This is a genomic window from Rhizobium sp. WW22, from assembly GCF_047041135.1.
GTDB lineage: Bacteria > Pseudomonadota > Alphaproteobacteria > Rhizobiales > Rhizobiaceae > Rhizobium.
The window spans coordinates 2,479,574-2,494,127 of sequence record NZ_CP178198.1 but is presented as its reverse complement, the minus strand read 5'-3'; the positions used below and the strand labels follow the sequence as shown (position 1 = coordinate 2,494,127).

Here is a 14,554-nt window from a genome sequence, read left to right as displayed (position 1 = left end):
CGTCGCCTCGATCCCCAGCCCTTTTCCGAACGCTCCTTCCGGGACGACGCGCTCAATTGTGAGTGCAGGTCCTTTGAGTCCTGCTTGGTCCATTGTTCCCCCGCAGCGTCTATACGGGCTCGTCTGCGAGCGAGAGCACGCACGAAATTTAATAGAGCTTCTTGCGTTTGGTCCGGCAACTCAGAAAATCCATGATCGCGCTCAATCATCCCAGGAATTCACTTTCGGAGCTGGGTCGCCTTCTGGATCGAAGAATGGATCGGGCTCGGCGTAAAGTTCAAGCTCAACCAATCTCTCTTGGATTCGCTCAACCGTCGTCTTGTTTTCAAGATCGGCGAGCCGTTGCCTAGCCCAAACAATCATCCGAGCATAATCAGCGGGTATTTCCCCGTACTGTGGGACAGCTGATATCGTTGCCCGCAGATCATCCGCCTCACGACGAGCATCAGCAATCCATCGCAAAAAGCCCAGCCGATCTTCTTCTCGCTTTTGGCGCAATTCGACGAGCTGACGCCGATGGCGCATGCGCGCGCGTTGCTCTTCTGCTTGTCGACGCCGTTTCTCGCTTTCACTATTCGCGATATGATTGATGCGGAAGCTTTCAACGATCTGAGGAACCAATCCTTCGAGCAGGCGCTGATCGGTGTCAGTCCAATTTTTTGCGACCCCATCCGCGTTGCCCCAGATTTGGAGATTCAGCCGTCCTATGTGCCTAAGCTCATATTGCTTCCACCCGTACTTTGAGTCTGTCACGATCTTCCTTCGCGGGGCGGTGATACAGAAGTCGACCTTCGTACCGTCTTTCGTGAATCCGAGACGGCTACTTAGGCAATCAAAGGAGAATCCGAAAACCTTGAGTTCGTCATGGATACGGCTCAGGAGTATACCCACCCGATCGACATCAGCGGGAGTGACCTTCGTCCATCTCAGCGAAATATAGCCGTCGCGGTCAGGCTTACATTTTCGAAACTCGGCGACGAAGGCCTTTACATTTCCTTCCAACTTGGCCGGTGCCGACATAGAAGGCGGAGCGACGGATTTGGGAAGTTCATCGACAGGGGCTGGTGCGACAAGGGCTTCGTCTTTCTGCCTCGATTCTGCCCTTATGGTAGCCAACGCCTGAGCAAGGTATTCGCTCTGCGGAGTGGCAGACTTGCCGCCGATGCGGACGGTTTGAAGGCCCGTATTGTCGACCGCCCTAAGGGGAGTGCGTTTTGGCTTCTGGCCCGCCTCGATCTTCGCCCAGTATCCTCGTGGTGGCACCGGGATCAGGTGTCTGGCACATGTCTTAGCCAAGCCTTTATCCGACAAGCCAAAATCTGCGGCAAGCGTCTGCATCGGTGTGGACCAGACAAGCTCGTGCAATTCTTCCCTAGAGTAGGTTCGTTTCATCCCAACATCCTCTGCCGCCTGAAAGGAAGCAAAAGGGGATGTTGTGAGTCAAGTCACGGCGTAGCGGAATCACCCAGAGGTTTGTCGAACCTAGGGAGCACTATGCAAAAAGGGCTTCCGGTTTCCCGAAAGCCCTTACTGTACAACGAATTAGGATGGTGGGCGTGACAGGGATTGAACCTGTGACCCCTACGATGTCAACGTAGTGCTCTCCCGCTGAGCTACACGCCCATCCGATGGCGGCGCATAGATCACAAAACCTTGGTGGCCGTCAATAGGCTTTTTTTCGGTTTTGTGACGTTGCCGCCGAAAGCCTTACGCGGCAAGGAGTTTGTTGACTTCGTCAACCAGCTCGCGGAGGTGGAAAGGCTTGGAAAGGACCTTGGCATCCTTCGGCGCCTTCGAATCGGGGTTCAGCGCGACGGCGGCAAAGCCGGTGATGAACATCACCTTCAGGTCCGGATCGAGTTCGGTGGCGCGCCGCGCCAGCTCGATACCGTCCATCTCAGGCATGACGATGTCAGTCAAAAGCAGCGAGAACGGCTCTTCGCGCAGCCGGTCGTAAGCGCTGGCTCCATTGTCAAAGGACAAGACCTTGTAGCCGGCTTTTTCGAGTGCCTTCACGAGAAAGCGACGCATGTCGTTGTCGTCTTCGGCAAGAAGTATCTTCTGGGTCATCATCTCTATCGCTAATCAACTTTGTCTTGTTGGACTCGTCCAGCGTTTAGGGTACCGCGGCGCCGTAAACAAGCCGTGAATGGTCAGCCAAAACGCGCCGTTCCAGCATTTGTTCGAAGCATAGGTGCATTCCACGAAAACGTCCTGCGTTTTCGCTGACCGGGCATCCGAGAATCCGAATACGGTGTTTTGGATTAAGGCCATTTTGCTCAAGTTACTATGGACTTGCGGTCACGCAACTGGCAACATGATTACTGCGACAAGTTGTTGACATGGTAAAGACGTTGATGTCCGCGGAAATGCGTAGTTTCGAGATTTTCGAGGTATTGGAACCCGCTTCCCAGACGATACCGTTTGTCTACAGTTCACCTCACAGCGGTCGCATCTACCCTCCCGATTTCATCGCCCAGTCCCGCCTGCAGGGCATCGCTATCCGCCGCTCGGAAGATCACTATGTTGACGAGCTCTTCTGTGCGGCGAGCGCGCTTGGGGCGCCGTTGTTGCTCGCCAATTTCCCGCGCGCCTATATCGACGTGAATCGCGAGCCCTATGAGCTCGATCCGCGCATGTTCGATGGCGCGTTACCCTCTTATGCCAACATCAATTCGCTGCGGGTCGCCGGCGGCCTTGGCACGATTCCGCGGATCGTCGCCGAAAACATGGAGATCTATGCGCGCCGCGTGCCGGTCGAGGACGCGCTGAAGCGAATCGACACGATCTATAAGCCTTACCACGCGACGTTGCGGCGGCTGATCGCACGCACCCATGTCAAATTCGGCTTCGGCGTACTGGTCGATTGTCATTCGATGCCGGGCAATATCCGTATTGCTGGCAGTAACATGCGGCCGGATTTCATCCTCGGCGATCGCTACGGCACCAGCGCCTCGGCGGAGCTTTCGCGCGCCGCCATGCAGATCCTCGAGGAGATGGGCTTCAACGCCGTGCGCAACAAGCCCTATGCCGGCGGTTTCATCACCGAGCATTATGGCCGCCCGTCGCGCGGGCTGCATGCCCTGCAGATTGAGGTCAATCGCTCTCTCTATGTCGACGAGACGACGCTCGAGAAGCGCCCGGATTTCGACAAGATCGCCGCCGCCATCACGCTCTTCATGAAGCGCATGGCCGAACATGTGGAATCCTACACGGGCGATCCGGCGCTGGCTGCCGAATAGCGATCACCATTCTCTCTAGCAAGCGTGGAAGGCCGTGGTTCTGCGCTGGCTGTTTCGCCGCGCCTTAACTCCAGACCCAGCAAAAAAAGAACCGCGCTCGTGGCGCGGCTAAGTCTAGGGAGGAAACACCCAAGGAGGGTATTTACAGTCAGAAGACTGTAGCTGGATATTGATCTCGCACTGCACAAATGTCAAGCATTTTATTGCGGTGCAAAATATTTAGGCAAGTTTGAAAACTCTGCCTGATCGGCAGGCATTGCGCCCATTGCGTCATCGTCCGGTTTGCTTCATCGGCTATATGCGCTATGGATCGCTCATCCCATCACCTAATCGGATTGACCATGCTCCCCGATCGCTCGTTCTTCTATCGTCTGGCTGAAGCGGCCAAGGCCGAAACCCTGCCGCGTTTTCGTGCCGGCATCGATGTGGTCAACAAGGAAGCCACGGGCTTTGATCCCGTGACGGAAGGGGACCGTGCCGCTGAAGAGGCGATTCGCGCGCTGATCGAGGCCGAATTCCCCGAACATGGCATTCTAGGCGAGGAGCATGGCAATGTCGGGCTCGATCGCGAGCATGTCTGGGTCATCGATCCGATCGACGGCACGCGCGCCTTCATCTCGGGTGTCCCGGTCTGGGGAACGCTGATCGGCCTGCAGAAGAACGGCCGCGCCGTCATGGGGATGATCGATCAGCCCTTTACGGGCGAGCGCTATTTTGCCGATGGCAATGGCGCTACCTATTCCGGTCCGGACGGCGAGAGGCGGTTGCGGGTCCGCGATTGCGGCAGCCTCTCCAATGCGATCCTTTTTACCACCTCGCCGCATCTCTTCGCCGGCGACGAGCTTGCCAAATATCGCGAGATTGAAAGTCAGGTGCGCCTCTTCCGCTACGGGTGCGATTGCTATGCCTATGCGCTGCTGGCGGCAGGTCATATCGATCTCGTCATCGAGAATTCGCTGAAACCCTATGATGTCGGCGGCATCATTCCGGTCATCGAGCAGGCTGGCGGCATCATGACCACCTGGGATGGCGGCCGTCCGGAAATGGGCGGAACGATTATCGCAGCCGGCAGCCGCGCCGTTTACGACCAGGCCCTGGCAGTTCTATCCCGCTAAGTCCTTCAGGCTTCTGCCTCAATCTCATAGGCATTGCTCTCGGCATCGCTGCCGGGGATGAAGGCGTGGATCGCGGCAAGTGCCTGTTGCGATAGACATCCCGTTCCTGCAGGATTTCATGCTTGGCGCCGTGAATCGGCACCAGCTGCGCGGCGCGGAAATAGCGCGACAGCCGCTCCTGATCGGCATAAGGCACGACGCCATCGCGCGTCGGCGCAATCAAGACGGTAGGGACCTGAATTGAAAACAGGTGTTCGGGCCTGTTGACCCGTTCGATCGCCCGCAAGGCCTGTGACAGCCAGCGTGCCGTCGGCGGTCCCAGGGAAAGTTGCGGATAGGCGGTGCCGATGCCGATGTTGCGCCGGTAGCGCTGCTCGTCCGTGGTCAACGGGTTTTCGGCAAACGGTCTTTCCTTGAACTTCTTGCTGAACTGCATGCGGCCCAGGCCAACGCCGCTGACCGCCCCGGAGAGGAAGCGGATAAAACCGGGGGAGGCGCCGTGGCCGGTCAGGCCGATGAAGGGGGCGGACAGCACCATGCGCTCAATTCGGTTTGTAAGCCTTGGCGCGGCAGACAGGGCAATCAGTCCGCCCGTCGAATGGGCAAGCAGAAAGAAGGGCAGGCGTGTATCCGGCAGGACAATCTTGTCGAGGAAGGCGGTCAGATCCCGCTCATAATCGGAAAAATGGCGGATATGGCCGCGCAGTGGGTCTTTCAGTAGCCGCTCGGATCCGCCCTGGCCGCGCAGATCGAAGGTCGCGACCCACAGGCCCTTAGCTGTGAGGTCGCGGATCGTCTCGAAATATTTCTCGATGAATTCGTTACGGCCCTGCAGCAGCACAACGGTTCCCTTGGCAACCGGCTGCTCGCAACGGAAGACGGCATAGCGCAGCTTGCGGCCGTCGAAACTTTCGAAGAAACCTTCGGTGCGGTTTTCCGGCACCGGATTGTCTGCCGTGGAATAGAGGATCGAATCCATGACGGTGTCGCGCCTCGCTGACCAATGTCTCACCTCAAGGGGATAGCGCAGCCTCATGGAATTGCAACAGGTTTGTTGGCGGTTTCGCCAATCGAATCCGGTGTGCCTAAAGACGATAATCCTGCATCGGAGATTCCGATGGTGCCATCGTTTTTCTCCGTTTCATCTTCTTGAGCAGTTTTGCGAATGTTCGGGCGTGGTCATCACCTGCTGGAATGAAAAGACATGCCAATCACTGAAATTGCGAATTCGAGAATTCTTATTGTCGGCGGCAGCTCCGGAATGGGACTGGCGCTGGCGCAACGCGCACTTGCCGCCGGAGCCGAGGTCATCGTTGCTGGGCGCGATCCGGATAGGCTGAAGCGCGCTTGCGCAGAACTCCAAAGCCCATCGGTTTCAGTTGAAACAGTCGATATCACGCAAGAATGCCAAGTCGCCGGTCTGTTTGAGCGCATCGGCCGTCTCGACCATATCGTAAGCACCGCTGCCGATATTGAAGGCGCTTACGAGCTGCTGCCTTCGCTGGACCTCAGGGCTGCGCAGAGGGTCGTGGAAAGTAAATTCTACGGTCCGTTATTGCTTGCAAAATATGGGTCGCCCTTACTCTCTGCCACGGGCTCCATTACGTTCACGTCAGGCATTGCCGCTTATCGTCCGGCCGCACGGGGGTCGGTGGTCGCCGCCGTCAATGCGGGGCTGGAAGGATTGGTTCGCGCACTCGCCGTCGAGTTGGCGCCCATTCGTGTAAACGCCGTTTCACCTGGCTGGGTCGATACGCCCATCTGGACGTTCGTTGCCGGTGATCGGAAAGAAGAAACACTGGGCGCGATGGCAAAACGGCTGTTGGTCGGACGAGTGGGACAACCGGAGGACATCGCCGATGCTATCAGCTTCCTGATGTGTAACGCCTTCACAACGGGAACGATACTGCATGTCGAGGGCGGACATCGGCTGATTTAGCGGATGCAAAGCCGGTGCTTGCGAACGCCAGTACAAGCTTCAAAGCTGGTGGTTGAACACGCCTGCGCCGCCAGATCACCACAAGCGAGGCTGTCCGCATCGGCCCCGGCCAGGGCATTTCACCGATTTCGCCACGATGGAGTGCGTCCGCAACGGCAAACCGCGGAACCAAGCTCGAGCCCGTACCGACTGCCACGAGCCGCGCAATGGTGCCGATGCTGCCGACTTCGGCGGCGAGCTTCGGTGCCGCCGTTCCTGCCGCTTGGAATGCCTTGTCGAAGAGGTGCCGATAGACGCAGCCGACCTCGGTTGCCACGAAGTTCATCGAAGCAAGTGCTGCCAGATCGCTTGTCTTCGATGATGGCTTCTGTGCAGGAGGGGTAATGAGGATCAGGGGCTCCGTCGATATCGCTCGCTTTGCGAGGCGTTCATCGACCTCGCCCCTGTCAAAGCAGAAGGCGACATCGATCTCACCGGTTTCGAGCTTGCGCAATAGATCGCCACTGCCGGCAATCTTCACCCGCAGATCGATATCGGGATGATCATGCTGAAAGGCCGGCAACCATTGCGGAAGCTTGATGGAAGCAATGGTCTCGAGCGCGCCGATCGTCACCGTCCCAGCCGCCGCCGAGACTGCTTCAACGGCCGTGCGCGCCTCGCTGGCGATTGTCAATATTTCTTCGGCATAGGGTCGCAATGCCTCGCCAGCTGCCGTCAGCTCCAGGCCCGATCGCGATCGGATAAAAAGCGCCGTGCCCAATTCGGCTTCGAGCGACTGGATCTGATCACTCACGCTCGATTGCGCGAGATGGACCTCTTCGGCTGCGCGGGTGAAGTTCCGGTTCCGCGCGACCGCCAGGAATGTCTTGAGTAATCGGGGGTGCATCGAGCCGTGCCGTGCCAAAAGAGTGTGACAAGCGTCATCTAATGCGAGACGACGCCAATACGAGTCAGGCTGCCACATCCCTTGTATCGACGTCAATTCGCTACGGGATGGCCAGCGGTATGCGCAATTTTATTGTGCCCCCGGAGGCGCCTGCTGCGTGATGTCGATCGCGTCAAGCCTTCGGTGCCGCTCGACGTTCCAGCGCCGTCTGGCGGATGATCTCGGCGATCTCGGGGCTGCTGCTCGAGAGCATCTGGAAATCCGATGAATAGAGCGATAGCAGCGAGACCTCGGTCGCAGCGCTGACGGTTGCCGAGCGGGGCTCGCCGGTGATCAGCGCCATCTCGCCGAAGAAGCTGCCGGAGCCAAGTTCCACCGGGTTCGGTGTGGCGACGCTGACGCGGCCCTCGACGATGAAATACATCTGGTCGCCGGCCTCGCCCTTGCGGCAGATGATGCCGCCGGCCGGCACGACGCGAGGTCTCAGCGCCCGTACGATCTCGATGAGGGCGCCTGAACCGAGCTTCTGGAACAACGGCACCCCCGCTACCAGCTGCCAGTTGCGCACGAAGTCCTGGCGGCGAACCTCTTCGTAGAAGCCGGTGGCGAGAATGCCGGCCCATAAGGCAAAGATGCCGATACCGCACATCATGACCAGCCCGGCAAGGGTGCGGCCGGCGAGACTTTGCGGGATCTCGTCGCCATAGCCCGTGGTCGACAGCGTCGTCACGGCCCACCACATTGCGAGGGGAATGCTGCCGAACTTGTCAGGCTGGACGTCGCGTTCGATGATGTAAGCGGCAAGCGCTGCGGCGAACAGAACGATGCCGAAAATCGAGGTGACGCCGATCAGGTTGCGTGCCTCCTTGGTCAGGACCCTGCCCAGCAGCCGGAAGAAGGTCGAACCGCGCAGCGGCTTCAAAAGCCAGATGGTGCAATAGAGGCTTTGATCGCGCCCGCGAATGAGAAGGAAAGCGGCCAAAGGGACCAGAACGGCAAGCATATCGACGGCGATTTCCGGTATCCTGCCGCGAACGTCCCTTGCGCGGTGCATGACCAGCGTCTCGATCAATTGCAGGACATAGACGGCCCAGATGCCGGCAAGCACGAGTTCCAGAATGAGCCTCGTTTGTCCGACGATATCAGGCGTCGTAAGCACCGCCACCGTCAACAGACCGATTGCAGCCAGAAGCGTATTCAGCGATGAGGAAATCTTCGAGAAAGAGAGCGCCGACATTTTATACCCCGGGCAATACCCTAGGGTGGGCAGCCACTTGCCCGAGAATAGGATGGCTTCGATCCAAACGTAAAGAGGCACATGGGCGCGCTATTTCCTCCATAGCGCACCTGGCATCCGTGCCTTGCGCTGCTATCGCTGGCCGACCCCAAGCGGAAAGCCCTTGAAAGGCTTGATTTCCTTCAGCACGAAGGTGGTCTCCATCTCCTTGATGCGTGGCAGGCGACGCACCACAGACATGGCGAAATCGGCATAGCTGTCGAGATCGGCGGCCACCACCTGCAGCAGGAAATCCGCGTCGCCGGCGATGCTGTAGCAGGCCACGACCTCGTTGAGTTTCAGCACGTCATGGGAGAACTCCTCGGCTTCCGCCTCACTGTGGCTGTCGATCTTGACCCTGATGAAGGCAAGGACGCCGAGGCCGATCTGGCGCCTGTCGAGCGCGGCCGTATAACCCTGGATCACGCCAGTTTCTTCCAGCTGGCGCACGCGTCGCCAGCACGGAGATGTCGAGAGCCCGACTTCGGATGAAAGCGCTTGGTTCGTCAGGCGCCCATCCTTCTGAAGGGCGCCGAGAATCTTCAAATCGATGGGCTCAAGAGCGTCGGGCATATCTAACCTTTTATCTGCATATATTAGGTAGATCCTACCATATTATTCAAATGCGCGGCAATGAAAGGCAAGATTATCCCCGGTGCGCGAGATATCCTGCGATCCCATTTGTCAACAGCAGCAGGTCTCCATGCTTCCCGATATCCGTATTGCCATCGTCATCAATCCGGCACTGCCGCTTGGGCTGATCGCCAACACCGTCGGCGCTATCTCTATCGGGTTGGGCGCAAAGTTTCCCTCGCTCGCGGCAAGGCAATTGACCGACAGGGAGGCTCGCACCATCGACATCAGTTCGAACATGCCCCTCCCGATACTGCAGGCGGATGCGGAAACCATACGATCTCTGTTGCTGAAGACCTTGCCGGTAGAAAACGACCGCGCGATCGTTCCCTTTCCTGCCTTTGCCCGCTCGCTGCACGATTACAGGGAGTATGAGGTGACGTTTCCAAATCGCGATCTTGCCGATGAGGCGATCGACGGTCTCGGGCTGGCGGGGCCTTCGAAATGGGTGAAGTCGCTGACCGGCTCGCTGAAGTTGCTGCGGTAGTGTCCGCAAAGAAAAAAGGCCGGCTGGCGGAGATAGAGAGATCCGCTTCGCCGGCCGAGCAAGGACTGAAGAAGAAGGGACGATACACTTCAGTCATCGGACGATGGTCTTCCGATGGTTTGGAGATTAGGCCAGCCAGCCTGAACGGGTTCCGAACTATCCGTTCATCTGCGGTTCACGCGGTGATTTTCTGCAAAATGAGGGTTGCGGCACTGGGGGCTTGAACTCCGGAAAAGTGATCCCCATCTTTTTTTTGCGGGTGCCAAACGGGCTCGCAGAACCGTCCCGAGGCCGCCCCGAGTGGGGTCATGGGACAAGAACTAAAATCGCAATTGTCGCTCACAGGAGGACTTCCATGCGTCACGTAGACTTCTCTCCCCTTTACCGTTCCACCGTCGGTTTCGACCGTCTGTTCACCATGCTCGACAGCCTTGGCCAGCCGGATCAGGCTCAAACCTATCCGCCCTACAATATCGAGCGCACGGGTGAAAACACCTATCGCATCACCATGGCCGTTGCCGGTTTTGATGAAAAGGAACTGAGCATCGAGGCCCACGCCCATGTCCTTCAGGTCAAGGGCGAAAAGAGCGAAGAGCCGGCTGAAACCAGCGAATATCTCTATCGCGGTATCGCCAAGCGTGCCTTCGAGCGTCGTTTCCAGCTCGCCGACCATGTCGAGGTTCAGGCCGCTTCACTGAAGAACGGTCTGTTGCACATCGATCTGCTGCGCAACATTCCCGAAGCCATGAAGCCTCGCCGTATCTCCATCGCGGCCGAGCCCGTGGAAACCCCGAAGGCCATCGAGGCTCACATCAACTAAGTGCGGCTGACGGTCTTGGACCGTCATGCTGGGCTGGCGGTTTCTGGCCGACCAGCTCCTGATCCTCCCAAGATCAAAGAAGCGGCGCTCCATCTCGGGGCGCCGCTTTCGTTATATCCCTAAATAAACCTCCACCTACGGTGGAGGACTGGACGAGTTCTACACGGTAGTTGAGAGACCTTCTGCTTGGATCGCTGGCGTGGCCCAGACTTCGAACAAGGAGGTTATATGGATGAACAAACGCTCTCGCATGCGACGTGGGACTGCAAGTATCACATTGTTTTTGGCAGCAAATACCGAACGAAAAGACTTTACGGGGACGTGCGGCGTGAGTTGGGGGAGCTCTTACGTCGGCTGGCACAGCAGAAAGGCTGCCAGATTGAGGAGGGTCATTTGATGCCCGACCACGTGCATATGTTGATATCGATCCCGCCGAAATATTCGGTTGCGCATATTGTCGGCTTCTTGAAGGGCAAGACGGCCCTTTACGTTGCCAACAAATATGCGCGCAAGCGCCGCTACAAAGGGTATCACTTTTGGGCGCGCGGGTATTTCGTCTCGACGACGGGCTACAACGAGCAGGTCGTCAGACAATATATCCGTAATCAGGAAAAGGCCGACAAAGCTTCCGACTTTGCCGACCTCTTCAATCGTAGCTACTAGGCGCTAACAATACCGCTTCTAGCGGTTCAAGCGCAGCGTTTCAAACCTCCACCTCTGGTGGAGGTCATGACTTTTGCGTGGTGTCAGAGGGCTCAGGCCGCGTTGGTGGCTTCGCCGGACTTTGCGCCAGCCTTTGCAGCCTCGCGCCGCTTGGCGGCGTCGGCATATTTCTGGGCGAGCACCGCGCACGTCATCAGCTGGATCTGATGGAACAGCATGAGTGGCAGCACGATGGCGCCGATACTTTGGCCGGCGAAGATAACGTTGGCCATAGGCACGCCGCTTGCCAGCGACTTCTTCGAGCCGCAGAAGGTGATGGTGATCTCATCGGATTTTTCAAAACCCAGGGCACGGCTGCCGAACATGGTGATACAAATCACCATCGCCAGGAGCACCGTGTTTGCGATGATGACTGTGACGATATCGAGGACGGAGAAGGTATGCCACAGTCCTTCCACCACGGCCTCGCTGAAGGCTGAATAGACGACCATGAGGATCGAGCCGCGATCGACCGGCATGAGGATCTTCTTCTTCGAACGGATCCAATCGCCGATCCATGGCTGCAGCAGCTGGCCGGCGATGAAGGGAGCGAGCAGCTGCAGCATGATCTGCCACAAAACATCCCAGGAAAAGCCACCGCCCTGGCCGCCGACCGAAAACAGGATGCCGACGAGCAGCGGCGTCAGGAACATGCCGAAGATGTTGGAGGCCGACGCCGAGCAGATGGCTGCCGGCACATTGCCGCCGGCGATGGACGTGAAGGCGATCGAGGACTGCACGGTAGACGGCAGCACGCTCAAAAAAAGCATGCCGGTATAGAGCGATACGGGCAGGATGCTGTTCGGAACGATTTGCCCCATGGCCAGCACCAGCAGCGGAAAGATGCCGAAGGTCGTCAAAAGGATGACAAGATGCAGCCGCCAGTGCAGCATGCCGGCGATGACGACATCGCGCGACAGGCGCGCGCCATGCAGGAAGAACAAAAGGCCGATGGCGACGTTGGTGGCAATGCCGAAATAATGAGCGCTGGTCCCCTGCACCGGAAAGAAGGATGCCGTCAGGACGGTGAGCACCAGCAGCATGGTGAAGGTGTCTGGAAGAAAGCGGCGCATCGTGCCTCCCCAATCGCATTGCAGTTTTTAGGATTACTCCTTGCAGATAGACCTATTGCGATACACGATGCAAGGAATAACAGTTATCGTAATACAGGATAAGCCATGCTTGATCTCACACAGCTACGCAGCTTCGTCGCCGTCGAGCAGATGGGCAGCTTCACGCTTGCCGCGGAGCGGCTGGGGCTCGGGCAATCGACCGTCAGCCAGCATATACAGCGGCTGGAAGCAGAGCTCGGGCGAAAGCTTTTGGCGCGCGATACGCATCGTGTCGTCCTGACCGGTGATGGTGAGGCGCTGCTTGGCCATGCGCGTCAGATACTGTCGATCGAAGGGGAGGTGCGTCAGCTTTTTGCCGGCAACAGCCTGCGCGGCAATCTTAGGCTTGGCGTTTCCGAGGATTTCGTCACCAGCCAGCTCCCGGACGTATTGGAGGAGTTCGTGCGTTCGCATCCCTCCGTCGATCTCGAGCTAACGGTGGCGCTCAGTGGCGTGCTTTATGAAATGCAGGATAATGGCGATCTCGATCTGGTGCTTGCCAAGCGCCGGCTCGGCGATGCGAGGGGCAAGCTCGTCTACCGCGAGCCACTGGTCTGGCTGGCACGCGACCCGGATCGCATCCGCAAGCTTGCGGGACCGTTGCCGCTGATCGCCTTTCCCACACCGAGCGTTACGCGCGCGGTCGCGCTGGAGGCACTACGCCGGCAGCAGATGCCCTGGCGCATCGTCTGCACCTGCGGCAGCCTGAGCGGCCTGACAGCGGCGGCGCGCGCGGGCATGGGTGTTCTCGTGCAGCCGAAAAGCATGGCGCCGGCGGGATTGCTGGAGATCGCGCCGGGCTGGCTGCCCGTCCTCGAAGATGTCGAATTCGTCCTCGTGCCGCGCAAGGGTGCGGACCAACTTCTGGTTAACGCGCTCTCTGACGACATCCTCTCCAAGGTCCGGGGCCCCCGATCAAACTAACGACGAAGTCGCCTATCAGCGATCATAGAAAGTCGTTTCCCATCATGCAGAAGGGATCCGGATTTATTTTGCCGGCTGATTTATTCTGTGCCCGTTTTCAGGCGGAAGTCAGCTTCCTCTGCTATCTCAGGTGGTGATGGGGGAGTTGCGGAGGAATAGCCGTCCGATGATATACGGTGCCATCTTCATTTCCGGGCTTGTCGCCTGCGTCGTGGCAATGACGATGACTATACACAACGCACCGGCATCCGATCGCGACGATCTATCGAACTTCGCAATGATCGCCCATCGGAATCAAAACTGACCCTTTCTGGCATTGTGAGCGCCTTCCGGCCGTGAAGTCGGCTCCGGCGCTCTTTTCATGCGGTCAACCCAGGCAAGCAAGGAAATTTCCCACATCGGCCTCGGTGGTGGCGAAGCTGGTCACGAGGCGGATCAGCGTTTCATCGCCGCCGACGAGATCCGGCTGCGATTCCGGGATCGGCCATTCGTAGAACTTCGCTCCCTTGTCTTCGGCCGCCTTGGCTGCGGATTTTGGGATGATCGCAAAAACCTCGTTCGAGGCAGTCGGCCACGCGAGACGGGCGCCGTGGACCTTTTCGAGGCCAGCGCGCAGCCGATCGGCCATCTCATTGGAGTGGCGGGCGAGATCGAGCCAGAGGTCGTCCTGGAAATAGCCGTCGAACTGGGCGGCGATGAAGCGCGATTTGGAGAAGAGCTGGGCGGCGCGCTTGCGGATGAAATGCATCTCCTTCGCCTTCTCAGGATCGAAGACCACGATCGCCTCGGCGCACCAGCAGCCGTTTTTGGTGCCGCCGAAGGAGAGGATATCGACGCCGCGCTTCCATGTCATCTCGGCCGGCGTCGTGCCGAGCGCGACGATGGCGTTGGCGAAACGCGCGCCATCCATATGCAGCGGCAGGCCGTTCGCCTTGGCGATGGCAGCGATGGCGTCGATCTCATCCAGCGAATAGACCGTGCCGATTTCCGTCGCTTGCGTGATCGTCACGGCGGCGGCGCGGCCGTGATGGATGGCATCCTGCGGAAAGCGGGCAATTTTCGTAGCAAGGGCCTTTGGATCGATCTTGCCGGCCTCGCCCTTGACCGTTGCCAGACGCGCGCTGCTGAAGAAGTCCGGTGAACCGCATTCGTCCTCGGCTACATGCGCCTCGCTGTGGCAAAAGGTGATGCCACCCGGCTTCTGGACGCTGGCGAGCGACAGGGAGTTGGCGGCGGAGCCCGTGGCGACGAAGAATACGGAGACTTCGCGCTCGAATATCTCTGAAAACTTTGCCTCGACCTTCTGATCCAGTTCGCTCAAGCCATATGCTGTCGCAAAGCCTCCCGCCTCTGTGAGAAGACGTTCAGCGATCTTGGAATGGGCGCCGGCCCAATTATCGGAGGCAAAAAACATGAAG

The 14,554-nt window shown here is 58.5% G+C and carries 14 protein-coding genes, 1 tRNA gene and 1 pseudogene; 7 read left to right on the top strand and 9 right to left on the bottom strand.

Going from position 1 to position 14,554, the window contains the following annotated elements:
- Positions 1 to 201: 201 nt before the first annotated feature.
- From ACK83U_RS12330 to cpdR1, 3 genes are all read right to left on the bottom strand, one after another.
- Positions 202 to 1,392: a hypothetical protein gene (locus tag ACK83U_RS12330; RefSeq protein WP_162707981.1), complete on the bottom strand. Its 1,191-nt coding sequence runs from the start codon at positions 1,390 to 1,392 to the stop codon at positions 202 to 204.
- Positions 1,393 to 1,548: 156 nt separating this feature from the next.
- Positions 1,549 to 1,623, bottom strand: a tRNA-Val gene (locus ACK83U_RS12325).
- Positions 1,624 to 1,707: 84 nt separating this feature from the next.
- The gene (gene cpdR1, locus ACK83U_RS12320) at positions 1,708 to 2,070 is read right to left on the bottom strand and encodes a response regulator CpdR1 (protein ID WP_004117561.1); all 363 of its coding nucleotides are present in this window, start codon (positions 2,068 to 2,070) and stop codon (positions 1,708 to 1,710) included.
- 272 nt (positions 2,071 to 2,342) lie between these two features.
- On the opposite strand from cpdR1, the gene ACK83U_RS12315 reads away from it, so the two are divergent.
- On the top strand, positions 2,343 to 3,242 hold the full coding sequence (locus ACK83U_RS12315) for an N-formylglutamate amidohydrolase (RefSeq protein ID WP_412474601.1): 900 nt from the start codon (positions 2,343 to 2,345) through the stop codon (positions 3,240 to 3,242).
- A 341-nt stretch (positions 3,243 to 3,583) separates the two neighbouring features.
- On the top strand, positions 3,584 to 4,357 hold the full coding sequence (hisN, locus tag ACK83U_RS12310; RefSeq protein WP_112602730.1) for a histidinol-phosphatase: 774 nt from the start codon (positions 3,584 to 3,586) through the stop codon (positions 4,355 to 4,357).
- Positions 4,358 to 4,362: 5 nt separating this feature from the next.
- On the opposite strand, the pseudogene ACK83U_RS12305 reads toward hisN, so the two are convergent.
- A pseudogene (locus ACK83U_RS12305) lies at positions 4,363 to 5,336 on the bottom strand (alpha/beta fold hydrolase).
- A 225-nt stretch (positions 5,337 to 5,561) separates the two neighbouring features.
- On the opposite strand from ACK83U_RS12305, the gene ACK83U_RS12300 reads away from it, so the two are divergent.
- The gene (locus ACK83U_RS12300) at positions 5,562 to 6,296 is read left to right on the top strand and encodes an SDR family oxidoreductase (RefSeq protein WP_112602726.1); all 735 of its coding nucleotides are present in this window, start codon (positions 5,562 to 5,564) and stop codon (positions 6,294 to 6,296) included.
- Here ACK83U_RS12300 and ACK83U_RS12295 read toward each other — a convergent pair.
- The 3 genes from ACK83U_RS12295 to ACK83U_RS12285 all read right to left on the bottom strand — a co-directional run bounded on the left by ACK83U_RS12295 (position 6,247) and on the right by ACK83U_RS12285 (position 9,031).
- Positions 6,247 to 7,182: a LysR family transcriptional regulator gene (locus tag ACK83U_RS12295; RefSeq protein WP_112602724.1), complete on the bottom strand. Its 936-nt coding sequence runs from the start codon at positions 7,180 to 7,182 to the stop codon at positions 6,247 to 6,249. The two genes, ACK83U_RS12300 and ACK83U_RS12295, sit on opposite strands and share 50 nt — an antisense overlap.
- A 172-nt stretch (positions 7,183 to 7,354) precedes the next feature.
- Positions 7,355 to 8,419: a cyclic nucleotide-gated ion channel gene (locus tag ACK83U_RS12290; protein WP_112602721.1), complete on the bottom strand. Its 1,065-nt coding sequence runs from the start codon at positions 8,417 to 8,419 to the stop codon at positions 7,355 to 7,357.
- A 132-nt stretch (positions 8,420 to 8,551) separates the two neighbouring features.
- Positions 8,552 to 9,031 carry an Lrp/AsnC family transcriptional regulator gene (locus ACK83U_RS12285; protein ID WP_112602719.1) on the bottom strand — a complete coding sequence of 160 codons (480 nt, stop codon included), beginning with the start codon at positions 9,029 to 9,031 and terminating at the stop codon, positions 8,552 to 8,554.
- 130 nt (positions 9,032 to 9,161) lie between these two features.
- Here ACK83U_RS12285 and ACK83U_RS12280 point away from each other — a divergent pair, with 130 nt between their 5' ends.
- From ACK83U_RS12280 to tnpA, 3 genes are all read left to right on the top strand, one after another.
- Positions 9,162 to 9,578, top strand: a complete 417-nt coding sequence (locus ACK83U_RS12280) for a DUF2000 domain-containing protein (protein WP_112602717.1) — start codon at positions 9,162 to 9,164, stop codon at positions 9,576 to 9,578.
- Between the two features lie 355 nt (positions 9,579 to 9,933).
- Entirely contained in the window at positions 9,934 to 10,398 is a 465-nt protein-coding gene (locus ACK83U_RS12275) for an Hsp20 family protein (protein WP_015341097.1), read from the top strand.
- 228 nt (positions 10,399 to 10,626) lie between these two features.
- A complete protein-coding gene (gene tnpA, locus ACK83U_RS12270; protein WP_412474850.1) occupies positions 10,627 to 11,061 on the top strand; it encodes an IS200/IS605 family transposase in 435 nt (144 codons plus the stop codon).
- Positions 11,062 to 11,153: 92 nt separating this feature from the next.
- On the opposite strand, the gene ACK83U_RS12265 is transcribed toward tnpA, so the two are convergent.
- The gene (locus ACK83U_RS12265; RefSeq protein ID WP_112609619.1) at positions 11,154 to 12,173 is read right to left on the bottom strand and encodes a bile acid:sodium symporter family protein; all 1,020 of its coding nucleotides are present in this window, start codon (positions 12,171 to 12,173) and stop codon (positions 11,154 to 11,156) included.
- Positions 12,174 to 12,278: 105 nt separating this feature from the next.
- On the opposite strand from ACK83U_RS12265, the gene ACK83U_RS12260 reads away from it, so the two are divergent.
- Positions 12,279 to 13,136, top strand: a complete 858-nt coding sequence (locus ACK83U_RS12260; RefSeq protein ID WP_112609617.1) for a LysR family transcriptional regulator — start codon at positions 12,279 to 12,281, stop codon at positions 13,134 to 13,136.
- Between the two features lie 367 nt (positions 13,137 to 13,503).
- On the opposite strand, the gene ACK83U_RS12255 is transcribed toward ACK83U_RS12260, so the two are convergent.
- Positions 13,504 to 14,550 carry a threonine aldolase family protein gene (locus tag ACK83U_RS12255; protein ID WP_112609615.1) on the bottom strand — a complete coding sequence of 349 codons (1,047 nt, stop codon included), beginning with the start codon at positions 14,548 to 14,550 and terminating at the stop codon, positions 13,504 to 13,506.
- Between the last annotated feature and the right edge of the window lie 4 nt (positions 14,551 to 14,554).